General features: G+C 63.1%; 21 protein-coding genes and 2 pseudogenes. 11 read left to right on the top strand and 12 right to left on the bottom strand.

The genetic code is table 11. The features are described 5' to 3' along the window. Both AC1DIO_RS33035 and AC1DIO_RS33030 read right to left on the bottom strand, forming a co-directional pair. On the bottom strand, window positions 1-749 hold a 749-nt coding region (locus tag AC1DIO_RS33035; protein WP_476854732.1), incomplete at its 3' end, for a hypothetical protein. Window positions 750-2,098: 1,349 nt separating this feature from the next. Then, a pseudogene (locus tag AC1DIO_RS33030) lies at window positions 2,099-2,403 on the bottom strand (IS701 family transposase); the annotation flags it as partial. 205 nt (window positions 2,404-2,608) lie between these two features. Here AC1DIO_RS33030 and AC1DIO_RS33025 point away from each other — a divergent pair. Both AC1DIO_RS33025 and AC1DIO_RS33020 read left to right on the top strand, forming a co-directional pair. Next, complete coding sequence (locus AC1DIO_RS33025) at window positions 2,609-3,175, top strand: hypothetical protein (protein WP_476854731.1); 567 nt, start codon at window positions 2,609-2,611, stop codon at window positions 3,173-3,175. Window positions 3,176-3,389: 214 nt separating this feature from the next. After that, window positions 3,390-3,662, top strand: coding sequence for an HU family DNA-binding protein (locus tag AC1DIO_RS33020; protein WP_476769639.1), 273 nt, complete (start codon window positions 3,390-3,392; stop codon window positions 3,660-3,662). 144 nt (window positions 3,663-3,806) lie between these two features. Here the strand turns inward: AC1DIO_RS33020 and scpB are convergent, their stop codons facing one another. Together scpB and AC1DIO_RS33010 are read right to left on the bottom strand one after the other, a co-directional pair. Then, a complete protein-coding gene (gene scpB / locus AC1DIO_RS33015; RefSeq protein WP_476769638.1) occupies window positions 3,807-4,415 on the bottom strand; it encodes an SMC-Scp complex subunit ScpB in 609 nt (202 codons plus the stop codon). Window positions 4,416-5,068: 653 nt separating this feature from the next. Continuing rightward, window positions 5,069-6,265 (bottom strand): multidrug effflux MFS transporter, encoded by a 1,197-nt coding sequence (locus AC1DIO_RS33010; RefSeq protein ID WP_476769637.1) that lies wholly within the window; start codon window positions 6,263-6,265, stop codon window positions 5,069-5,071. A 399-nt stretch (window positions 6,266-6,664) separates the two neighbouring features. Here AC1DIO_RS33010 and AC1DIO_RS33005 point away from each other — a divergent pair. Next, window positions 6,665-6,838, top strand: a pseudogene (locus AC1DIO_RS33005) (ATP-binding domain-containing protein); the annotation flags it as partial. A gap of 172 nt (window positions 6,839-7,010) precedes the next feature. Here the strand turns inward: AC1DIO_RS33005 and AC1DIO_RS33000 are convergent. The 6 genes from AC1DIO_RS33000 to AC1DIO_RS32975 all read right to left on the bottom strand — a co-directional run bounded on the left by AC1DIO_RS33000 (window position 7,011) and on the right by AC1DIO_RS32975 (window position 12,361). Beyond that, the gene (locus AC1DIO_RS33000) at window positions 7,011-7,703 is read right to left on the bottom strand and encodes a hypothetical protein (RefSeq protein ID WP_476854730.1); all 693 of its coding nucleotides are present in this window, start codon (window positions 7,701-7,703) and stop codon (window positions 7,011-7,013) included. A gap of 603 nt (window positions 7,704-8,306) precedes the next feature. Beyond that, a complete protein-coding gene (locus tag AC1DIO_RS32995) occupies window positions 8,307-8,642 on the bottom strand; it encodes a hypothetical protein (protein WP_441509037.1) in 336 nt (111 codons plus the stop codon). Continuing rightward, a complete protein-coding gene (locus tag AC1DIO_RS32990) occupies window positions 8,642-9,529 on the bottom strand; it encodes a DUF6772 family protein (protein WP_441509036.1) in 888 nt (295 codons plus the stop codon). The genes AC1DIO_RS32995 and AC1DIO_RS32990 overlap by 1 nt, the downstream gene beginning before the upstream one ends. A gap of 2 nt (window positions 9,530-9,531) precedes the next feature. Next, window positions 9,532-10,365: a carbohydrate ABC transporter permease gene (locus AC1DIO_RS32985; protein WP_476769635.1), complete on the bottom strand. Its 834-nt coding sequence runs from the start codon at window positions 10,363-10,365 to the stop codon at window positions 9,532-9,534. Next, complete coding sequence (locus AC1DIO_RS32980; protein WP_476769634.1) at window positions 10,358-11,233, bottom strand: carbohydrate ABC transporter permease; 876 nt, start codon at window positions 11,231-11,233, stop codon at window positions 10,358-10,360. Before AC1DIO_RS32980 ends, AC1DIO_RS32985 begins: the two co-directional genes overlap by 8 nt. A gap of 3 nt (window positions 11,234-11,236) precedes the next feature. Beyond that, the gene (locus tag AC1DIO_RS32975; protein WP_476833166.1) at window positions 11,237-12,361 is read right to left on the bottom strand and encodes a mandelate racemase/muconate lactonizing enzyme family protein; all 1,125 of its coding nucleotides are present in this window, start codon (window positions 12,359-12,361) and stop codon (window positions 11,237-11,239) included. 95 nt (window positions 12,362-12,456) lie between these two features. Here AC1DIO_RS32975 and AC1DIO_RS32970 point away from each other — a divergent pair, with 95 nt between their 5' ends. From AC1DIO_RS32970 to AC1DIO_RS32940, 7 genes are all read left to right on the top strand, one after another. Further along, entirely contained in the window at window positions 12,457-13,248 is a 792-nt protein-coding gene (locus AC1DIO_RS32970) for a FadR/GntR family transcriptional regulator (RefSeq protein WP_476777104.1), read from the top strand. Next, window positions 13,220-14,518 carry an ABC transporter substrate-binding protein gene (locus tag AC1DIO_RS32965; protein WP_476777105.1) on the top strand — a complete coding sequence of 433 codons (1,299 nt, stop codon included), beginning with the start codon at window positions 13,220-13,222 and terminating at the stop codon, window positions 14,516-14,518. The genes AC1DIO_RS32970 and AC1DIO_RS32965 overlap by 29 nt, the downstream gene beginning before the upstream one ends. A 9-nt stretch (window positions 14,519-14,527) precedes the next feature. Continuing rightward, window positions 14,528-15,826: an extracellular solute-binding protein gene (locus AC1DIO_RS32960; protein ID WP_476777106.1), complete on the top strand. Its 1,299-nt coding sequence runs from the start codon at window positions 14,528-14,530 to the stop codon at window positions 15,824-15,826. After that, on the top strand, window positions 15,826-16,755 hold the full coding sequence (locus tag AC1DIO_RS32955) for an NAD(P)-dependent oxidoreductase (RefSeq protein WP_476777107.1): 930 nt from the start codon (window positions 15,826-15,828) through the stop codon (window positions 16,753-16,755). Before AC1DIO_RS32960 ends, AC1DIO_RS32955 begins: the two co-directional genes overlap by 1 nt. 25 nt (window positions 16,756-16,780) lie before the next feature. Continuing rightward, window positions 16,781-18,058: an ABC transporter substrate-binding protein gene (locus tag AC1DIO_RS32950; protein ID WP_476854729.1), complete on the top strand. Its 1,278-nt coding sequence runs from the start codon at window positions 16,781-16,783 to the stop codon at window positions 18,056-18,058. Continuing rightward, window positions 18,058-18,813 carry an SDR family NAD(P)-dependent oxidoreductase gene (locus AC1DIO_RS32945; protein WP_476777109.1) on the top strand — a complete coding sequence of 252 codons (756 nt, stop codon included), beginning with the start codon at window positions 18,058-18,060 and terminating at the stop codon, window positions 18,811-18,813. The genes AC1DIO_RS32950 and AC1DIO_RS32945 overlap by 1 nt, the downstream gene beginning before the upstream one ends. A 911-nt stretch (window positions 18,814-19,724) precedes the next feature. Continuing rightward, on the top strand, window positions 19,725-20,024 hold the full coding sequence (locus AC1DIO_RS32940; RefSeq protein ID WP_476854728.1) for a DUF1236 domain-containing protein: 300 nt from the start codon (window positions 19,725-19,727) through the stop codon (window positions 20,022-20,024). A gap of 272 nt (window positions 20,025-20,296) precedes the next feature. On the opposite strand, the gene AC1DIO_RS32935 is transcribed toward AC1DIO_RS32940, so the two are convergent. Beyond that, complete coding sequence (locus AC1DIO_RS32935; RefSeq protein ID WP_476854727.1) at window positions 20,297-20,773, bottom strand: cupin domain-containing protein; 477 nt, start codon at window positions 20,771-20,773, stop codon at window positions 20,297-20,299. An 89-nt stretch (window positions 20,774-20,862) separates the two neighbouring features. On the opposite strand from AC1DIO_RS32935, the gene AC1DIO_RS32930 reads away from it, so the two are divergent. Then, a complete protein-coding gene (locus tag AC1DIO_RS32930) occupies window positions 20,863-21,297 on the top strand; it encodes a MarR family winged helix-turn-helix transcriptional regulator (RefSeq protein WP_476833162.1) in 435 nt (144 codons plus the stop codon). On the opposite strand, the gene AC1DIO_RS32925 is transcribed toward AC1DIO_RS32930, so the two are convergent. Next, window positions 21,294-21,503 (bottom strand): IS3 family transposase (locus tag AC1DIO_RS32925; protein WP_476769809.1); only part of this gene is annotated, 210 nt, incomplete at its 5' end. The two genes, AC1DIO_RS32930 and AC1DIO_RS32925, sit on opposite strands and share 4 nt — an antisense overlap.

Below are 21,503 nucleotides of genomic sequence, written 5' to 3'. Positions count from 1 at the left end.
ATGAAAACGAGCAGGCCATCGGCAATGATGCGGCTGCCCGCGCCGTCAGCGAGCAAGGCGGACGGGATACCGCCATTGGGATTGTTGATCGAGGAGCCGGACGTAAACTCGATCAGCCCTCCGGCCAGGGCCTGCACGAGACTTTGACCACCGCCATTGGGCCAATTCACAGTAACGGCGCGTGCGATGATGGTCCCGCCGTTGGCCTGCATGGCGATGGCTCCGCCACCGCCGTCATTGCTCAACACGATTCCGTTGGCCTCGATCCGTGCTCCGCTGCTGGCACCCAACCCCAGGCCACTCGCTGTCACCGGACCGTTCAATATGACGATCGAATTGGTGCCGGCATCAATTCCGGTCCCGAACCCCCGGGCCGTCACCGAACCGTTCGCGGTCACATTGGCACCAAGCGTGGCGGTGATCGCCGTCCCGAAGCCGACAAGGATATTGCCGACGGTACATGGAGGCGGGCCAATCTGGGTAACCCCTCCGTTTCCACTAAACCCTATGCACGCGGATTGAGCGTAGGCGGGCGGTGCCGAGAGCCAGACTGCGCTAGCAACAATGGCTGAAAGCCAAGCTAAGAGCCGCGTCGTCTCATGCACGCGCCGGCGCTTCATCCATTGGGGAGATTGAATAATCCGCTCGGCAGTCGTTGCAAGTCGTGGCGCGCCCACGCTGACGGAAACCGGGTGCAACAAAAATTCAGCCAGTGCTGGGTCAGTCGTTAAGTAGTCGCGCCCCGTCATCCACTACCTCCGTACAGGTTCGTGAATACAGATAGCCTACGATTCGGTATTCTCAGCTAAATCTCATGTTATTAATGAACGGTTATTGGCAATATCTGCCGAATGGGTCGAGCGCTGGCTTCACAATAGGTCACGCGACAATTGCGCGCCGTGCAATCGACCGCCGTCGTCGGATCAGGCTGTCCTCATCGGCAGGAATGTCTAAAAGCTCCCGTCGATCCTGAGCTTTGAGAATCTTGCGCCTTGCCACTGCTCAACCCCGCACGCAGCACCAACTACCGGTGAATGTTGCCGAGCTGGCACGGTTATCCACTGGGATCAGACGCCCTGCCGCGGAAGTCGCGAGACACAAGGAGATTTCGTTCATGTTTCGTTCGACCTTAGCGTACGAGGCCTTTATCAACCAAAGACAGCTACGGACGATATGATGGAGAGCCCACCCTGCTGTGAATAGGCATCCAATTTGCCCCCTGAATCGGCGTCCTGCGTGACCCTGCGTATCTCGAATATTCAATCGCTTCAGGAGCCCGCCATCAATTTGATTGGGGAGCCACCCAATAGGATGAAAGGAGAGCCACCAACACGTGGGTCCCTCCATTCCACGGGCAGGGCAACCCTCGTTCATAGGACGTCGGTCTAGCGAAAGGCGCGCCCTTTAGCCCCTTCCCGAAACACCTGTTAGTCCGCACACTCGCCAAAGGGGGAGACTTGGATGCGCGCACTTGTGGCTGGCGGGATGATGCTCGTCGCGGGCCAAGCCGCCGCTTCTAATTTTGGTGTGACCGTCAAGACGTTTGTCGCGCGCATTGTCGCGCGCCCCGAGCTTGGCCTTCAGGACCGCGGTTGCAATCCTAGCCGTGAGGCAGGGTCAGGCAATATTCCGATAAGGGGGAAGGGGTTAGATTTTGGCCACATCCGAGGAGACCTCAAGGCCTGCCGCCGTCGACTATGGGGCAGCGACGATAGCCTTCGACGGCGTCGGCGGCCTCCTGCACGGGAAMGGCCTCTACAGCATCGTTTTGATTACCAGTCGCCCCACCGTGATGCGCGACCAGACCGTCCCCATCGTCCCGGTCGTTTCGTGCCAGCTTCAGAGTAGCCGTGAAGGGCTCCTATCCCTCAAGAAGGCAATCGACGACTTGCTCTTGGCCACCTCCGCGCCTCACGGTCAGGCGCAGTGACCCAGTGCGCTCCCTCTGCTGATCCGGCTCGGCCAACTCGCCCTGCCGATGCGGAAAAATGGGAGCCGCTTCTAATCTTACTGCGTCATAAATTGCGTGTCTGTCGCTGAGCGTCCATGGAACTTGTGCAGCATGGACATCGTTGCAGACGGTTGGCCATGGCCACGGTCAGGCGTCGCCTGAGGATCGGGATCGAGGTCGGGACATGCCGCTCGGTACGGACCGGGAGGATCCCCGCGGTCGATAACCGTCGGGAAGGCCAGGTGTTTGGCGGCCCTGGGCGCGAGCTGGAGCTGAGGGGGGAATCGTCTCCTCAGAGCGACCAGGAAGCCGTAGGCGGCGATACAGAGACTGGCGTGGTGGTGGAAACCCCGCCAAGCTCGGCCTTCGTAGTGACCCAGGCCCAGCTCCTGCTTGAGCTCCTGATGGTCTCGCTCGATCCGCCAGCGCAGCTTGGCGGTGTCGACCAGCTGGGTCGAAGGGAATTCAGCGACTGCTGCCGGATGAAGCATTACAGATCGTTTCGCGCAGATACGGTTCCATGCAAAATGCCACATCCAGCCCTCGAACTTGATCCGATCAGGGTCAAGACGCGGGACTTCCGCTGACTGTGAATTTAGCCCACAGGGCCATGGCGGACGTTGCAACCTTCTGGCACGCTGCCGTCGGAGGATGCCCATGGTCGCGACATCATGCCTGCGCACACTCGCCGACACGGATGAACCTGTCGCTGCCCCCTCGCACGAGGGCCTACCACCGGCGGGGACGGTCTACGCTTTTCGAACCAGGCCCTATTCCACGTTCGCACCGGCGGAGACAGGGCGATACTCTACGTTCAAGGTCATCGGCTCCAACCAGAAACACGTCGCCATCGCCGTAATGGACGGCGTGTGGGAAGAAGTCCCGACGCTGATGCAGGCCGAACAGGCGCAAATCCTCAAGGAACATCGATTTGCCCACAACGGACGTTTGGCCGTGTTCGGCGTAATTGCAGATTGGTGGGAGCCCTCGGAACTTAATGCCGTGACTTTTCTTGGCAAAATCGGCGTCCGAGCCCCTGAAGCAGTACTCGCTGCGAAGATCGCCAGTTCAGCGATCGGTACGAGGTATTCAACTCTTCGCACGATAAATTATGCAGCCGAGGGTGAATGGCGCTGGCGCAATGACCGCGGAGCTCTCTTGGCGGAGGCGAAACTCAGTGCTGCGATGCCGCGGCACGGTCCCCCCTCCGGCGCTGGCGCATAATCCGAAGCACCGAAGCTTCCGCCTCCAAAAATGCAGAGCTATTTCTTGCAGCTTTTCTCTATTGTAGTCTCTAAATCATCCATGGAACGACAAGGTCTTGGCTAAGGCGAACGTTTAGAGCCACCGACACACGTCACCAGGGGCCGGCTTTCCTCCTCTTGCATATCGGTATTGCCGGACTATGTCGGGATTCCCGAACTTAGATGGATTTCCGATGACTAAGAACGAACTCATTGCAGCCATTGCCGAAGAGACCAATAAGTCGAAGGCTGATGTCGGAGCGATCCTCACCTCTCTGGCCGCTGTCGTATCGAAGACGCTCAACGAAGGTGACGATGTCACTCTAGGCGGGGTCGGCAAGCTCTCCGCGGCGAAACGCGATGCCCGTCAAGCCCGCAACCCCTCGACTGGGGCGATGATCGATGTTCCGGCCAAGACGGTCGTGAAATTCAAAGTTGCCAAGGACCTTGCTGACACCGTTGCCTGAGACAGCACGCTCCCTGCTCGATCTAGCGGGGCGGGGAGTGACCTTGGACGATTGTGGCCGGGTACCTAACGTTAGATTCTATCCACTATCCGCGGATAATCTCCGCGACTCGGGGCGTGGCCGGGACGGCTGTGCGATCTCGGTTCAGAGCCGAGGCTCAGTTCCATCCGCCGGATCCGGATCATCAAATGGGAGGTCGTCGCGTTCCGTGTCGCCCTCCCCTTCGTCGCCGCCACCCCTCGGAATCTCCTCAACCAACAGCGTGTCCTTCGAGAGCAGGCCGGCATCCTCGAGCTTTTCCAGGTCCGGCAGGTCGCGCAGGCTGGCGAGACCGAAGACCGACAGGAATGTGTCGGTCGTGACATAGGTATAGGGCGCCCCCGGTTCCGGGCTGCGCGGTCCGGCCGTGATCACGCCGGCGCGTTTTAGCGCCGCAACGCTGTCGCGGCTCATCTCCTTGCCAAAGACCTTGCCKAGCTCGCTGCGGGTGATCGGCTGCAGATAAGCGATCCCGGACAGGAACAGCATCTCGCTCGGTGACAGGCCGGCGGTCGCTTGCGGCGCTGCCGAGACCGCCCGGATTGCCGGCCCGAAGGCGCCGCGCGTCCGGTGCTGCCAGCCCCCGGCGACCGCGACCAGGTCATAGGGGCGGCCGCGCAGCTCCTCGCGGATGTCGGCAATGATCAGATCGATCGCGCAGTCGCGACCAACCAGTGGGCCGCGCGCGGCATCGCGCTTGTCACGGCCTATCATGACAAGTGCACATCACTGCCCACCGGCGTTCTCGCGAGGGCGAAGCAACAGATCCCAACCGTCCGCGAAGCGCGATGGAGGCCGCGAGAGACGGGGTGCTGGCCGAGTCGACAGCCGGCCCGACGCAGTTCTGCGCCACGTACAAGGCAGAGATCGAGCGGGCTGCGACCGCCCTGCGCTAAAGGAGCAAGCCCACCAGCATCGCCGCGACCAAATGCCTTCGCCTCGTCATTGCCGCCACGAGTGGCCCTCCGCGCAGCCATCCGCTTCTTCCGACGGAGCGAGGCATGAACGAGCATTACCAGCGCTGTGGGACAGGGTGTCCGACTACGCGGACGGCATCATTGCCCGCATCAAGGCCGGCGAGATCCATCCGAGCGCCTATGAACGCTGATCCTGTCATTTCTTGACCAGGTTGCTTACCGGGAGCACCATAGGGCCTTGCAAGATCTTTCCATGACCCGCTTCGACGGCCGGAGGAGCCGCAGTAGCGGATAGTCCAACTGGCACCCCGGTGGCCTCCCGAGGGAAGTCCGGGTGATTGAAACCCCGTAGAAGCCAGCGTGTGGCCGCGGCACTGCGGGTTTTTTTCCACGATGATGTGCAATTAATTTCACTAGGACCGGACGAGTGATGGGCGTTACGGCTGACCGCTAGATCCTGGCCGCCCGCACGGCGGCGCTCGCCCTGAACAGCACGAGCGCGGCGACGCCGATCGCCGACATCACCAGCGGCAACGGCAGCGCGCCGCTCTTCAGCGCATGTCCGACGAGGAGGCCGACGCAGGCCGAGAACAACATCTGGCAAATCCCAGTGAAGGATGAGGCCGCGCCGGCGCTATCCGGGAAGGGCATCATCGCCGAGGCCTGGGCCTGCGGCATCGTGAGGCCGACACCACAGGTGTAGAGCGCCATCGGCAGCACAACGCCGGCCACGCCACCGAAATCGCCAGCGACGCAGACCAGCATGGCAAGGCCTCCGCCGGCGAGGCACCGCACGCCGAGCGCGATGACACCGTCCATGCCACGGCGGGCGACCAGACGCTGCGCGAGGATCGTGCCGAGAATGAAGCCAAGCACGACGAGGCTGAAGGACAGGCCATACTGGACCGGCGTCAGACCATGGATGCCGATCAGTATGAAGGACGAGCCGGAGATGAAGGCGAAGAGCCCGCCGTAGGCCAGCGCCGTCAGCGCGACATAAACGCGGAAGGCACGACTCGCGAAAAGCGTGCCGAAGCCGCGGATGATGGAGCCCAGCGAGAGCGGCTCGCGCGAGCGGTTCCGGATCGTCTCGGGCAGAAGAAACGTCACCATCGCCACCACGGCAGCGGCGAAGGCCAGCGTGGCGACGAAGGTCGAGCGCCAGCCGAAGGCCTGCTGCAGCACCCCGCCGAGCACCGGCGCAATCGCCGGCACCAGCCCCATGATCATCCCCATGCGGGCCAGTTCGCGGCCGGCACGCGGCCCCTCATAGAGATCGCGCACCATGGCGCGGCTGAGCACGATCGGTCCCGACGCGCCCAGCGCCTGGACCGCGCGGGCGATGGTCAGGGCCTCGATCGAGGGCGCGAAGGCGCAGGCCAATGTCGACACCATGAAGATGCCGAGCCCCACCAGCAGCACCGGCCTGCGGCCGACCCGGTCGGAGAGTGGTCCCCAGAAGATCTGGCCGCCGGCGAAGCCGAACAGGAAGACCGACAGCGTCGCCTGCGCGCCGGCGATGTCGGTCTGCATCACCCGGACGATGTCGGGCAGCGAGGGCAGGTAGAAATCGGTCGAGAGCGGGCCGAGCGCCGTCAGCATGGCGAGGACGGCGGTCATCGCCAGCGTGTCGGGGCGGAGTTTCATGGAGGGGCGCCCTTCCGTGCACGGCAGGCGGCTTCTAGGCTTGGCCGGTCAGAATGTCGAGGATTGGGCCGCCACCTAGCAGCATCGGGCGCTCGTCCGAAGCCAAACTTACCCTCCGTCAGCGCATTCGCCTGCTCACACGTATCAACCGGCTCACTTAAGCAAATCCAATCGAGGTGTTCAGTGATCGGACATCGCCTGTTCACACTGAGCTAGTCACCATACTCCACGAACTCGCTTCGCCGCCCACTCCTTCGGCGACACACGCGTGACTGCGGCATGGCTGGCGGGCGAAGCAGAACCGGCTTCTGCTATTGGCACATCGGAGGCCCGTGTTGCCTGCCCCTGTAACTGCTCCCCGACGCCCTTCAAAGACGTCGGGATCGGTCGCGAACCTGCCCCGCCGTCGTCATCCCGGTCGCGACCCAGCACTACATGATGCTGGCCCGCAACCTCCCCTACACGGGCGTGACGCGGGGCAAGCGGCTGGTCGTCATCGTCGGGCAGAAGCGCGCACTGGCCAAGGCCGTGAGGGCTGGCGGAAAATGCCGACGGACGAAGCTGCGGCAATGAATGGCGGGGCGCGAGTGGAGTTGACGGCACCAGAGGCTCAACATCGCGGTCGAACCTCTTACCGTGCTCTCATGCTTGGATGCACATGACCAGCATCCCACCGCTGAGCTACGTCTATTCCGCTCAAACAAGGAGCGCGACGAGTGCGCTGATGCCTGTTGGGGCTGGAGATTTACCAGCGCCTACCGTAGTGCCCAACAACTGGTCGGTTATTGTAATATGCGGCGCGGCGAATGCCCGCACGAAGGACAGGTCTGCCATAGTATCCGCGGCCATAGTAGCCTCCCCCGTAGTAGCCGCCGCCGCCATAGTAAGTTGAGGCCGGCGTGCCGTAGTAGACGGGCTGCGAATAGCCGCTCACGGTTCCCTGATTGCAATTACATGCACTGCCGGAATACGTGGTGGTGGCATAGGGAGCGTCGCTATAGACGCCATTGACATTGTAGCCGTAGGCGGCGGGAGTGGCATAGCCAGAACCGTAGCCGTAGGCGGCGGGCGCGGCGTAGCCATAGCCAGAGCCGTAGCCATAACCGTTGCCGTAATAGGCAGCACCTGCTGCGAGTCCGACGCCTGCTGCGAGCGCCCGGCCACCGTAGTAACGATTGCCGTAGTAACCGCCACGGTATGCCGCCCCACGGTAGGCTCCACGGTATCCGGCACGGTACGCGCCACCATATCCACCTCGGTAGCCACCGCCAACGGCAGCGGCACGGTATCCAGCGCGGGAACCAATACCCACCGCACCACCTCGGTAACCACCGCCTGCACCGACTCCACGGCGCTGGGCTTCAGCGTCACTGGCGGTGAAGACGAGACCGGCGAGGCCAATCAGGGCGGCCACAGGGAGTGCGAGCAGCGTATTCATGACTTCACCTGTTAACGCCCGCCACTGGATTGAAAACGCGCGGCTGGGCTCGATCCGCGCGGCAACTCGATAATTTCCTTAACGTAATAGTAACGTGTTTGTGCGTCCGGGCAACGCAACTGGCCCAACATCTCCAATTACGGTTAAGTTGGCGAACGGTTCTTCGTCGCAAATGTCGGGGGGGCTATGCCGAGCGCCTTCGGCTCGCTGCCCAGCCCAATCGTCACGGGCCTTGCGGACCCAACATCATCAATTGTCGGTTTGAGGACGGGGAGAGGAGTGGCTATCAGAATGGATGCAACGAGCACCTCTTCTATTCTCATGCCAAGGCTGTTGGCGATACCTCTCGCGGCATCGCTGGGTGTGATTCTGCGGTTTGCGAGGCGGCAGTCGCTGGTTAGGTCGTAGACTCTTGAGCGCGAAGCCAAAGCCGCATTGATGCACCCATCGCGCCTGACAGTGGGTGTTTCACAGATGGTTAGCAAAGCCGCCCGTGATTTGACGACTTTGCTAGATGGCGTTCTATTCTATAAAGTATTAGGTAGTAACCCAATTCACGCGTTTCTCATCAATCACAATATTGCTTGCTGCGCAATTGTATCTTTAAGCTTTCAAATGAAATGTCACCAACACCGCAATCTCGACGCCTTCCTGTAGCGTCACGGCCACGCGTAGGAAATTCCCGAAATGGGCGACTCGCTGGAATGTCACCGCATCTTTCGCCGCCGGCAGCTCGAATTCCGAGCCTTCCGGCGCCCAATGCATCCCGTCCGCCGAAATCTCGATGCGCGCTTTCGGCAGCGCTCCGATCGGCTCTTTCAACGCCCGAACGAAGACGACAACCTCCTTGGCCCAGCCGGCTTCGTAAGGCTCCGTCGCGCTGTCTCCGGTCCAGATCTCGTTGCGGGCKACGACGGCAGTGAGGTTTTCAGGCAGCATTAGAAATCTCCCGAAAGGCAGACGGAGTCGAGATATGCGAAAGCGCGCTTGTCGGTGTCCGTCTCAGCGAAGAAGCAGAGGTTGAGCATGCACCAAAGATTCTTCATGGCCGGAATGCGGATTGGCTCGAAAGTCGAGAGATCAAATTTACGGTCGTTCACTTGGAATCCGGTCGCCTGCATCGTGGCGAGATCGAAATCAAATCGTAAATAGTGCCAGTTAATCTTTGTCGGAATCTCGTTGTAGCAAAGCTTCTGCTCGCCGCCGGGCAGGTCTTCCCAATCGGTTGGCGCGAGGTGGTAGTGCGAGATCGTTTTGCCGACATTGCCGATCGGTAAGATTTCAGTGGTCTTGCGCTTGAACTGCCATTTCTGGAGGTGCTTGCCGTCTTGTGCGTTGAGGAAACGTAAGTGCGGCATTACGCGCTGACCGCCTGCTCCGGCCTGATCGCCCACCTGGAGGTCGTAAAGGAAGCCGAAGGAGCGGACATCTGTCTCCATCAGCTGCAGCTCGTTAGCCTCGGGCTTGAAGGTGAAATAACACTCCATCCGGATCGGGCCGGCCTTGCGGAAGGTCAGGCGCTTCAGTGTGACGTTCTGCGCGCCCGCCCTAGCCCTTGTCGCGAGCTTCAGCGCATAGGAGCCATCGACGCCGCCATGCGAGCCAAAGTCCCAATTGGGCAGTGTCGAAAGCATCGCATGCGAGTGCTGGGCGTAGCCGGGGAGCATCTGGTCGAGCGAGATCTCGTAATTGCCGACGAGCTGAGTCCAGCCGCACATGCCGCGATCGAAATCGTCGAGGCAGATGATGCGCGGCAGGGGGTCGAAACGACTGAGCTGCGGGTCGGCCTCGCGGATGGCGCGGCGCATATCGTCGAGTTGGGTCATGACTATCCTTTCACCGCGCCGGCCGTAAGCCCGGCGACGAGATGTTTCTGCATGAGGATGACGAAGGCGAGCACGGGCAGGAGCTGGATGGCGGAGGCGGCGAAGAGCACCCCCCATTCCACGCCCTCGACCGCGCCGATCATCTCCGCAACGACCAGAGGCGCGGTCTTGGCCCTGGTGGTGGTGAAGATGAAAGCGAAGAGGAATTCGTTCCACGCGTAGACGATAACGAAGACCGCGACCGCGAGCATGCCCTGGGCCGCCAGCGGGAAGATCACTCGCCGGATGATCTGGAATTGCGAGGCGCCGTCGATCATCGCGGATTCGTCGAGCTCGCGCGGGATCTGGTCGATGAAGGTCCGCATCACGATCGTGCCGAGCGAGACGAAGAAGGTCGCGTAGAGCAGGATCAGGATGAAATGCGTGTCGTTGAGCTTGAGCCAGTTCACCACCGGGAATAGCGGCAGCGTGATCACGATCGGCGGTATCAACCTGATGAAGATCAGGAAGAAGGCGCTCGCTTGCAGCGTCCTGCTGGCATGGCGCGAGTAGGCGTAGCCGGCGAGCAGCGAGACCGAGACGGCGAGCACGGTGGCCCCCGTGGTCACGATGAAGCTGTTCCACAGCCCGGTGAAGAAGTCGCCCCAGCGGCTCCACAGCATGGCGTAGTTCGCCAGCGTCGGCTCGAACTTGAAGCGCGAGGCGGCCGAGAAGATATCGCGGTCGGCCTTGAAGGACGACATCACGATCAGTGTGATCGGCACCAGCGACCAGGCCGCGATGATGAGGACGCCGAGGAATTTCAACAGTGTGATGAGGGGGGAGCGCTTACGCATGCTTGCCGAACATCTCCCTGTAGAGCCCGCGCAGGTAAACCAGCGCGAGCAGGAGCGACGCGAGCACGAGCAGCCAGCCGGTGGCGGCTGCGGCGCCGAAGGAGTTGTACCGGAAGGCCTCGAGATAGAGGTAGACGGCCATCACCTCGGTGGTGCGGGCAGGCCCGCCGCCGGTCATCAGCCAGACCTCCGAGAACAGCCGGAAGGCGAAGATGTAGCGAAACAGCGCGGCGATCAGCAACGCTGGCATCAGCAGCGGCAATGTGATGCGGCGGAATGCCATCCAGCCCGAGGCGCCATCGATCGCGCCGGCCTCGTAGAGCTCGCCGGGGATGGCGAGGCGGGCGGCGTACAGGATGACGAAGCTGAAGGGCAGGTGCAGCCAGATCGAGAGGAGGCAGACCATCAGCAGGCCGTGGCTCGGATTCACCGACCATTCGATTGGCGGCAGGCCGATGGCGCCGAGAAGCTGGCTCATCATCCCGACATCGGGCTCGAACAGGTAGCGCCACATCACCACCGCCGAGACCTCGGAGACGGCATAGGGCGCGAGCACCACAGCCAGCATCAGCGCGCGCAAGGGGATGCCGGAGGCGAAGAACAGGGCCATTAGCAGGCCGAGTAGCAGCTCGACATGGACGACGACGGCAACGACGATCACCGTGTTGACCAGCGCCCGCCAGAAATAGAGGTCGCTCAGCACCTTGGCGTAGTTGGCGAGGCCGACGAAGGTGGCCGCCTGCCCGAAGGAGGACTGGTTCAGGCTGAGCCAGAACACATAGATCGCCGGCAGGAAGATGATGCCGCCGACCATCATCTGGACCGGCCAGACCAATGCGAAGGCGGTAAGGCGCGAGCGCTGCTGCATCGCTCAAGCGATCCGATGCCGCGCGAGCATGTCGCGGTCGATTTCGATACCCAGGCCCGGCCCCTGTGGAACGAGGAGCTGTCCGTCGACGAGCTGGCTGCCTTCGCCGACGACCGGATGCGTGAAGGAATCGCGCAGTGGGTTGGCGTATACCATGCACTCGAAGGTACGCAGCGTCTCGGCCGCCGCGGCCAGTTGAAGGCTGGCGGCGACGCAGATCGCACCGGACCAGCCGACATGGGGGGCATAGGCCGTGTTGAAACTCGCGGCGAGTTCAGCGATGCGCCAGGTCTCGGTGATGCCGCCCGAGCGCGAGACGTCGGGCTGGATCAGCCCGAGCGAGCGATCCTGGAGCATCGCCAACGCCTCGGATGCGACGTAGTCGCTCTCGCCAGCCGCAAGGCGGATCGGCAGGTGCTGGGCGAGGCGGCGATAGCCGGCACGGTCATGCGGTGCGATCGGCTCCTCGAAGAAACCATAGCCTAGATCTGCCAGCGCCCGCCCGACGACCAGCGCGTCGTCGACGTCATAGGCCCAGTTGGCATCGACATAGAGCGCGATCTCGTCGCCGGCGAGCTTGCGGATGAACTTGGCCCGCGCGATCGCGTCCTTGATGGGGTGGCCGAGCTTGACCTTGATCTCGCGGAACCCCGCCTTGAGTGCAGCCGCGACCTCGCCCTCGACCGTGGCGTCGTCGAGCCAGTTGATCGAGGACGCATAGGCCGGAACGTGGGTTCGGCCCATGCCGCCGAGCAGCTTGTGGATCGGTACCCCCGCCGCTTTGCCGGCGATGTCCCAGAGCGCGATGTCGATGGCCGAGATGGCCTCGACGATCTGCCCGCCGGGCTGGCCCGAGAGCGCGCCGCGCATCAGCTTCCACAGGGCGCGCCGGTCGGCCGGGTCCTTGCCGATCAGGCGGGGGATGAACGCCTCCTCGATAAAGCGCGCATAGCCGGCTGCGCCGCGCCTGCACAGCCCCTCGCCGAAGCCCGTGATGCCGTCGCTGGTCGTGACTTCGACGACGACGACCTCGATGGCGGGATAGTCGCCCTGCGAGGTGCGCTGGGCCTTGGCCAGCACGGCGCGCAGCGGATAGGCAACGATCTGCGAGATGCTGCGAGCCGGCATAACGATGCGTCCTCCCCAGGACGGTAACTTATCATATAGGCTGCACAGTTGCCAACTTGGCTGGCATCTGTCAATCATGTCCTTGGAGCTTGTGAATGACCGATCCCGCCGCGGCCCTTATCGAGGATGATCCGTTCGCCGACGTCGACGTCGTGCCGACGCGGCTCGGCGACGCCCTGATCCAGCGCATCACGCAAGCGATCCACGACGGCCGCCTCAAGCCCGGCGACGTGCTGCCCTCGGAGGCGCGCATGGCCGCCTCCTTCGGCGTCAGCAAGCCAATCGCGCGCGAAGCCATCCGCCAGCTCGCGGCCATGGGCGTCGTCCATATCCAGCAGGGCAAGCCGACGCGCGTGCAGGCGCTCGACGCCGCCCCTCTCGACCGCTTCTTCCGGTTTGCCGTACGCGGCAGCAAGACCGGCCTCACGGAGGCCGTCGAATTGCGCCGCGTGCTCGAGCCGCCAATCGCCCGTTACAGCGCCGAGCGTCGCTCCGAGGCCGATGTCGTCAAGCTGACCGAGATCCTGAAGCGGCTCGAGACCTCCTGGGCCGACGTGCCGCGCTGGATCGAGGCCGATCTCGACTTCCACGAGGCCATCGCCGCCTCGGCCTGCAACACCCTGCTCGACCTGCAGATCCGGGCGCTGCGCCCGTTGAACCGGGAGATCATGGAGCTGTTCAACTCGCGCAGCACCCGCAACACCGGTGACTGGCGCGAGACCTACGAGCGCCATGTTGAGGTCGTCGAGGCCATTCGCGCTGGTGACGGCGAATGGGCTGAGCGAGCCATGAGCAAGCATTTCGAAGCGGCTGAAGCCGCCATCGCGGAAATCGCGACAATCCGGGAGGAAGACAACAGTGACAACAGGGACAGGGCTGGACCGTAGGCAGGTCCTCGGAGGCTTCATCGGGCTGAGTTTCGTCGGGCTCGACAGCGCAGCCGCGCTGGCGCAGACGGCGCCGCTCAACCTCTTCGCGCATCGCGTCATGCAGACGGTCGCGACGGGCGCGCAGGGCGGCGACATCACCAAGCCCTGGTGCGACAAGAACGGCACCACGGTGCAATGGACCACCTTCGATACCGGCCCCCTGCAAGAGCGCCTATTCCGCGAGGCTAGTCTGGGCGAGACCTCGGTCGATGTTGGGTTCCTGCTCAACACCCAGGCCGTGCCGCGCGCCGCGAGCCTGTTCGAACCGCTCGACGACTTCATGAAGCGCGACCCGCTCGATGACGCCTCCGACATCTTCCCGGGTCTGATGGAGGGCATGAAGGTCGGGGGCAAGCAGGTTGCCATCCCCTTCCGGCACGCCTCCTCCGGGCTGCACTACAACGAGGAACTGTTGGCCGAGAAGGGCTTCACCAAACCGCCGGCCACGATCGAGGAAATGGTCGAGATGGCCCGCGCCTGCACCTATCGCAGGGCCGACGGGACTGCCGTCGTCGGCCTGTGCATGCCCGGCGTGACCTACCCAAACGTCATCGACATCGCCCGCGCCTGGGATGGCGACTTCATCACGCCGAACTACAAATGCGTCGCCGACCAGCCGCCGATGTTGAACGCTATCAAGCTGCTGCGCGAGCTCTTCCAGGCCGGCGCCTTCCCGCGCAATTTCGCGACGCTCTCCACCGAGGACGTCAATGTCTGGATGCAGACCGGCCGGGCCGCGATGAGCCTGCAGAGCATGGGCCGCAACCGCATCTACAACGATCCACAGAAGTCGAAATTCCCCGGCAAGATCAAGACCATTGCCGTGCCCGCCTCGAAGGCGCTGGCCGGCAAGTACGATGCCGCCCCCGCCAAGGTCGAATTCTGGGGCCTCTGCATTCCCAAGAACTCCAAGCGCAAGGACCTGGCCTGGAGCTTCATCAAGGCGATGGCCTCGAAGCAGGCGACGCTTGGCGCAGCCCTCAACGGCAACGGCCCGGTCCGCGCCTCGACCTATGCCGACGCGAGCTTCGCCGCGACCGTGCCCTATGCCGCCGAGGAGCTGAAGGTGCTCAAGGTGGCGCGCATCCCGCTGCCGGCCTTCGACGAGGCGGCCCGCGCCGGCGACTTGTTCAAGGAGGAGGCCGAGGCCGCCGTGCTCGGCATGAAGACGCCGGAGGAGGCGATGGCCTCACTGGTCAAGCGCGTCCAGCCGCTGCTTCCGGCTTAGGGGGGCGCCATGACCAAGCTTTACCAGCCATCGCGCCGCGCGCTTCTTGCCGGGACCGCGCTCGCGCTCCCTGTTCTGGCCATGCCCGCCCTCGTTCGGGCGCAGGCCAAGTCGCTCAACATCATCAGCCACCGGGTCCACCGTAACGTCCTGACCGGTGAAGGCGGCAAGGGCGGCGACATCATCGGCGATTGGTCGAGGGCGACCGGCGCCGGCGTCAACTGGTCGACCTTCGACGTCGCGCCGTTGCATGAGCGCCTGCTGCGCGAGGCCAGCCTGGTCGAGACGAGCTTCGATCTGGGCTTCGTCGTCAACACCCTCGCCGTTCCTCGCGTGCTCAGTTTGATGGAGCCGCTGGATGCGCTCCAGAAGGCCGATCCGATCGAGGATTTCGCTGGAGTCGCGCCCGGCATGGTCAAGGCCCTGAGCGTCGGCGGTTCGATCCGCGGCATCCCGTTCCGCCATGCCACGACCGGGCTGCACGTCAACGAGGCCATCCTCGCAGAGCGCAAGCTCGCGGCGGCGCCGAAGACGATCGAGGAGATGATCGAGATCGCCAAGGCGGCGACGTTCACCAACGCCGCCGGCGTGCCGGTCAGCGGCTTTGCGATGGAGGGCGTCAGCTACGTCAACATGGTGACGCTGTCGCTCGCCTGGGACGCGCCGTTCATCAGCGAGGACCTCAAGGTCATTCCCAACGAGGCCGGCATGCTGAAGACCTTCGAGGTCTTCCGCGACCTCTACGCCGCACGCGCCCTGCCGCGCAATTTCGCAACTCTCAAGCAGGACGAGGTCATCACCCAGATGCAGGCCGGGCGGGCGGCGATGTGCCATTTCGCCTTCGGCCGGTACTTCGCCTTCAACGACCCGCAGAAGAGCCAGTTTCCCGGCAAGATCAGCGCGATCGCACCGCCGGCCTCGCGCGATTTCGGCACTGGGGCCATCGTTGGCACGACAGAGTTCTGGTCGTTCGTCATCCCGAAGAACTCGCGCAACAAGGAGCTCGCCTGGTCGCTTGTCAAGGCGATGACCGCGAAGGAGGCGGTGATCCGGGGCGCCCTCAATGGCAACGGCCCGGTTCGGGCCTCCGCCTATGACGACCAGCGCGTCAAGGATGCGGTGCCCTACGCCGCCGCCGAGGCAAAGGTCCTGGCCGTTGCCCGCCCGCCGCTGCCCGCTTTCGATCGCGCCGTCGAGGCCGGCGATGCGCTCGCGCAGGCCGTCCAGGCGGTCGCCCTTGGCCAGGTCACGCCCGAGCAGGGCGTTGCCGATCTCAAGCGCCGCGTCGAACCCATGGTGAAATCCTGATGGCTGCCACTTTGTCTCCCAACGCCAGAATCGGCTTCATCGGCATCGGCACGATGGGCCTGCCGATGGCGCTCAACGTACTGCGTGGCGGCTATCCGCTGACGGTCTTCGATCTCAGCGAGGCCGCGCTCGCCGAAGCGGAAAAGGCCGGCGCCCACCGCGCTGCGACCATCGCCGAACTCGTGCGCCAGAGCGACGTGGTCATCACCATGCTGCCCGATGCTCCCGATGTCGAGGAGACGGCGCTGGGTCCTGGCGGCATCGAGGCGAATGCTGGCCCCGGCTTGATCTATGTCGACATGAGCACGATCGATCCGGTCACCAGCCGGCGCGTCGGTGCCCGCCTCGCGGCATGTGGCATCCGGATGATCGACAGCCCCGTGGCGCGTGGCGTTGAGAACGCCCGTGCCGGCACGCTCGCTCTGATGATCGGCGGCGATCTCGCCGTCTTCCAGGAGGTCGAGCCGCTGCTGCGCCGGATGGCCGACACGATCACCCATTGCGGCGAGCTCGGCAACGGCACCGCGATGAAGCTCGTCAACAACTTCCTCTCGGCCGGCATCGTCAGCGCCATCGCCGAGGCTATGACAATCGGCCTCAAGGCGGGCCTGCCGCTCGACCTCATGGTCAGGATCAGCGGCGGCACTGGCACCAACAACGCCTGGCTGCACAAGCTGATGCCGGGCAAGGCCTTTCTGGGTGATTTCTCGCCGGGCTTCATGTCGCGCCTGGCGCGCAAGGACCAGCGCCTCGCCACCAAGCTCGCTGAAGAGATCGGCGTGCCGCTTACGCTCGGCGCTGCGGTTCTCCAATTGCTCGACGAGACGACCGAGCAATACCCGCGCGACGACTTCACGAGCATCCTGCGCCTGGTCAGTGAGCGCGCCGGCGTCGAGATCCGCCTGAGCGAACAGACCGCCGCTGCCTGAAACCGAACGTTCCGAGGTAGACACCATGCACGCCATTTCCCGACGTACCCTGCTCACCGGAACCGCCGGCGCCGCTGCGCTCGCGGCCCTTCCATCCCTGGCCCAGGCCAAGACGGTGACCGCGCTCGGTMACCGGGTCCACCAGACCTGCGCCACCACCGGTCCCGGCGGCGACGCAACGGAGGCCTGGCGCAATCAGGCCGGCGCCGGCGTCAACTGGGTCACCTTCGGCGACAACAACGCCATCCATGAGCGGCTGTTGCGCGAGGTCACGCTGGGCGAGACCTCGATTGACGTCGGCTACCTGCTCAACGGCCGCGCGGTGCCGCGCAACCTCAGGCTCTTCGAGCCACTGGACGGGTTGATGAAGGAGGCGGCGCTGGAGGCACCGGAGGACTTCGCGCCCGGCCTGGTCGCGCCGCTGAAGCTGKACGGCGCCCTGCACGGCATCCCGGTCCGCCACGCCACCAACGCACTGATCTACAACGAGGCGCTGCTGGAAGAGCGTGGCGTCAAGCTGCCGACCACGTTCGAGGAGCTGATCGAGGCGGCGCGCAAGCTCACCTTCAAGCGCGATGACGGCACGCAGGTCTATGGCCTCGCCTTCACCGCCGCCTTCGCCTCGAACTTCCTGACGCTCGCCCGCTGCCTCGGCGGCGACTACATGACGCCGGACGGCAAGCTGGTCGCCGCCGAGCCCGGCATGGTCAAGGCGCTGACAGTGCTGGCCGAGCTCTACAAGGCCGGCGTGCTGCCGCGGAACTTCGCCACGGTGAACAATGAGGAGATCACCAGCTGGATGCAGCAGGGCCGTGCCGCGATCACGATCAACCCCTTCGCGCGGCTGGTGACCTATAACGACCCGAGCAAGGGCAAATATGGCGGGCGCTTCAAATCGCTGCTGCCGCCAATGGCCGCGGACCTCGCCGGCAAGGTCGCCTTCGCTCCGACGGTCGAGTTCTGGGCGCTGATGATCCCGAAGAACGCCAAACAGAAACCGCTGAGCTGGGAGTTGATCCGCGCCCTGTCGTCCAAGGCCGGCACAATGGCGATGGCCCTGAACGGCAACGGACCGACGCGGATCTCGACCTATGCCGAGCCGACGCTGAAGGCCGCGATGCCTTATGCGGCCGACGAGGCAGCGGCGTTGAAGGCGTCGCGCATCCATCTCCCGGCCTTCGACGAGCAGGCCCGCGCCCACGACATCTTCATCGAGGAGACGCAAGCCGCCGTGCTAGGCATCAAGCCGCCGCAGCAGGCGATGGACGACGCGGTCAAGCGCGTGAAGCCTCTTCTCGGCTGATGGCAGGGGCGCTTTCAGGACGTGTCGCGCTGGTCACCGGCGCGGCTCGCGGCATCGGACTTGCGATCGCGACGGCGCTCGCCGGTGCAGGCGCTCGCCTCGTGGTCCACGACCGCGACGACGAGGCGCTCGCGGTTGCCCGTCGGCTCGGCGATGGTGATGGCGATGTTAAGGCCGTATCGCTTATCGCTGATCTTGCCGAGCCCAATGCCGTTGAGCGAATGGTCGTTGAACTGAGAGCGCAAGCGCTCGCGCCCGACATTCTTGTGTTATGCGCCTCAACTGAAATCCGCCAGACGCTCGACAATTTGAGCGACGACGCTTTGACCATGCAGAGTGAGGTCAATCTGCACGCGACCGCACGCCTCTTGAAGGCCTTCCTGCCGGGCATGCGTGCCCAGAACTTTGGCCGTGTCATCGCAATTGGATCTGTCCAGGAGATGAGGGCGAACGACGATTGTCTCTACTACGCAGCCACCAAGGCCGCGCAGACAAACATAATTTTGAATTTGGCTCGCACCACGCGGGCTGCAGACGTTACCTTCAACGTCATCCAGCCCGGTGCCATCCGCACCGACCGCAATCGCGCGATACTCGCACAACAAGGCCGCGAAAAACAAGCCATCGCGCGTATTCCGCTCGGACGAATAGGCGTTCCAGAAGATTGCGTAGGTATTGCCCTTCTGCTCTGCTTGCCAGATGGAAATTATATCAATGGTGCGGAGATCGCAGTGGACGGAGGCATGCGACTTTAGATTTTTCGACTGCACTGACGATTCGTCATACCGTGATTTTCGACGAAGGTATCTTGCGCAGCGTTCTACTGATCTAATGTCTGCACCGACGGAGTTGCGGGTTAGATGCGGCCGCATCTCGGTACTGCCGGACCTGCTCGAAGAGTATGATCTGGCGTGCGAGGCGGCGGCCCATTGGTCGAAAATCTATTCGCAAGCGGGCCGCGTACGCGCGGAGGAATGCCGCGTGCTAGCCCTTGAGATCGAGCAGGAGATTGACGACGCGATGTGTGCGCAGGACTAGTCCCTAACCGCAGCCTTTTAGCAACGCCAACTCATCACGGGAAGCCGCGCTCAATCCGGTAGAGCCACCTGCACATTCCCCAAGAAAAGTGTGCGTCGTCTACCCGTGCCCGCGATAAAAAATAACGGCAGTTAGCTGCGGGGTAGTATTGCGGCCCTACAATTTCGTTGGGTGCCGCGAGGCCTTGAACGCTCGCAAAGCTTCTTCGAGGGCGATCCTCTCCCGCTCGTGCACCGACCCGGATTGATGGTTCGATCCGCTTTCAGCGTCCCTAAGCCGTCGCAAGTGCTCTCGCGCAGAAGCCGCTTCGACCCCTGTCCGGATCGTCAACTTAGTGGGGGACCCTGTGCTCGCCATTACCAAAGAATATCCCATGCGCCGACGTTAGAGAAACTCTAAACAGTATCATTGGCAGTCGAGTCTAATTCTGAACAAACGTCMATGGAACCACTGCCTTAGAAGGCCATTCTACAGGTCGCCGGGGGCCATTGGGAGGTCGACATGATCAAGAAGATTCTGCTTGTTGCAGCGCTCGCCATTACGCCAGCCGCAGTGTTTGCGCAGTCTAGTTCTGGTTCTGCAGGCGGCGCCGCGGCCGGTGCCGGGGCCGGAGCGGTCGGAGCCGCCAATGTTGGCGGGCCTGCAGGTGCGGCGGTTGGAGGGTGTTGGTGGCGCCGTGGGCGGCGCGATCGTTGGCGGCATCGCCGCCGACCATCGCACTGAATTCCGCACGAATGTCAGGGAACAGAAGGTGCCGTCAGTGGCCTACAAGGAGAAGGTTGTCGTCGGGGCCACTCTTCCCGAAACCGTCACCTACCACGAKGTGCCGGCTCGTTACGGCAAAACCGAGTATCGCTACACCGTCATCAACGATCAACCGGTGCTGGTCGAACCCAAGACCCGAAAGATCGTTCAGATCATCGAGTGACCTCATAAGGCCCGCCGGAAACGGCGGGCCTTTCCAGCGGCTCGGTCCAACGAAAGCGCGTGGTGGTTGCTGCTTCGACGCGGACGGCATTGCACGAAACGGGCTCGACTTGGGAACGAAGCTCTGGAGCTCGTCCCTCGCGGCCACACCGCTGCGACCCTGCCAGAGGCTTTTGATCCCGCCTGTCTCGGGATGACTGAGCAGGGTTGTGGTGCGGATACCCTGGCTGACGCCGCAGGGAAAAAATCAGCGCCTGCTGATCCTCCTGGCCTCTAAATCTGGGGCACTGCTGGCGTAAGGCCGTGACGGCGCATGATTTCGACTATCTTGGCCCGGTCCGGTGGACCACCGTGTGCCGCGTTGGCCACTGCGAAGACCTCGCGGAAATACTCCGGTCCAATCGCGGCCGGCGTAATCACACAAAGTGTCTTCGCGTCCTGATTCCCATTGTTATCAAACCGATGAACGGCGCCTCGCGGAATGCACAGTGCCTGCCCTAGCCCAACATCGATCTGCTTCCCGTCGACCGTCCAGGTCAGGACGCCGTCGATGCCATAGATCGTCTCTTCATAGTGGTCGTGGCTGTGCGCGGGAGCTGGTAATCGCTGAGACGCTGGGACCAGTAGTTCAAAGGCCGCAATGCTGCCGTTCGAATGCTCTCCGGTCAGCAGGAAATGGACCGCGAGCCCACTGGTCACAATGGCTTCGTCGGAAGGGTTGATGCAGAGACCTATGGCTGGCTGCGGCATTGCGAAACCTCATTTGGTAAACTACATTTACCATTTGATGGTAAACGCCATTTACCGAAAGTCAACGATCTATCTCAGAAGGCCTGCCGATGCGAACCGAGGACATGCTGATCGGCGCCTTGCTGCGCGTTCCAGCCCAGGCAATCCAGCGGCGGCTCATCAAGGAGCTCAACGCCGCTGGCTTTGACGAGTTGCGCCTGCCGCATATGGCGGTGTTGCAATTTCCCGGTCCTGACCACGTTCGCCCGGCCACACTCGCCGAGCGAGCCGGCATGAGCAAGCAAGCCATCAACCAACTGCTCCGGAGCCTGGAGGGCTTCGGCTATATCGTCCGGTCGGATGTTCCGGGCGACGGCAACGCCCGGGAGATCCGCTTTACCGAACGTGGACACGCCGCATTCCGGAAGATGGTCGTCATATTGCGCGACATCGAGCGCGAGTGGAGCATCGAACTTGGGCCAGAGCGTTTCACCGAGCTCAAGGCGCTGCTGCTTCTCGTCTGGGATAGTCCATTGGCTCGCTAGCTGTTCAGTCCCGGCATTTGATGGATTGGATCGAGCCTGAATCGTTCTGGCTCTGATGTCCAGCATTTGCAGATGAACTCGTAGGGTGTGAGCCCCCTAAGGGTCTTCAGCCGGCGGCCGAAATTGTAGGCGGCAACGAAGTCTGTGAGGTGCGCCTCGAACTGGCGATGATCGTCATAGTGGAAGCGCTTGACGGTCGCTTCCTT

Source organism: Allobosea sp. 05T439 (assembly GCF_056396005.1).
Note: the sequence above shows the minus strand (reverse complement) of the source record. Positions and strands in the feature narration are given on the sequence as shown.

Excerpts from the sequence above, each read along its gene's own strand:
- AC1DIO_RS33025 (WP_476854731.1), top strand. The coding sequence starts at position 2,609 with ATGGTCGCGACATCATGCCTGCGCACACTCGCCGACACGGATGAACCT.
- AC1DIO_RS33020 (WP_476769639.1), top strand. The coding sequence starts at position 3,390 with ATGACTAAGAACGAACTCATTGCAGCCATTGCCGAAGAGACCAATAAG.
- AC1DIO_RS33010 (WP_476769637.1), bottom strand. The coding sequence starts at position 6,265 with ATGAAACTCCGCCCCGACACGCTGGCGATGACCGCCGTCCTCGCCATG.
- AC1DIO_RS33000 (WP_476854730.1), bottom strand. The coding sequence starts at position 7,703 with ATGAATACGCTGCTCGCACTCCCTGTGGCCGCCCTGATTGGCCTCGCC.
- AC1DIO_RS32990 (WP_441509036.1), bottom strand. The coding sequence starts at position 9,529 with ATGACCCAACTCGACGATATGCGCCGCGCCATCCGCGAGGCCGACCCG.
- AC1DIO_RS32985 (WP_476769635.1), bottom strand. The coding sequence starts at position 10,365 with ATGCGTAAGCGCTCCCCCCTCATCACACTGTTGAAATTCCTCGGCGTC.
- AC1DIO_RS32980 (WP_476769634.1), bottom strand. The coding sequence starts at position 11,233 with ATGCAGCAGCGCTCGCGCCTTACCGCCTTCGCATTGGTCTGGCCGGTC.
- AC1DIO_RS32975 (WP_476833166.1), bottom strand. The coding sequence starts at position 12,361 with ATGCCGGCTCGCAGCATCTCGCAGATCGTTGCCTATCCGCTGCGCGCC.
- AC1DIO_RS32970 (WP_476777104.1), top strand. The coding sequence starts at position 12,457 with ATGACCGATCCCGCCGCGGCCCTTATCGAGGATGATCCGTTCGCCGAC.
- AC1DIO_RS32960 (WP_476777106.1), top strand. The coding sequence starts at position 14,528 with ATGACCAAGCTTTACCAGCCATCGCGCCGCGCGCTTCTTGCCGGGACC.
- AC1DIO_RS32955 (WP_476777107.1), top strand. The coding sequence starts at position 15,826 with ATGGCTGCCACTTTGTCTCCCAACGCCAGAATCGGCTTCATCGGCATC.
- AC1DIO_RS32945 (WP_476777109.1), top strand. The coding sequence starts at position 18,058 with ATGGCAGGGGCGCTTTCAGGACGTGTCGCGCTGGTCACCGGCGCGGCT.
- AC1DIO_RS32935 (WP_476854727.1), bottom strand. The coding sequence starts at position 20,773 with ATGCCGCAGCCAGCCATAGGTCTCTGCATCAACCCTTCCGACGAAGCC.
- AC1DIO_RS32930 (WP_476833162.1), top strand. The coding sequence starts at position 20,863 with ATGCGAACCGAGGACATGCTGATCGGCGCCTTGCTGCGCGTTCCAGCC.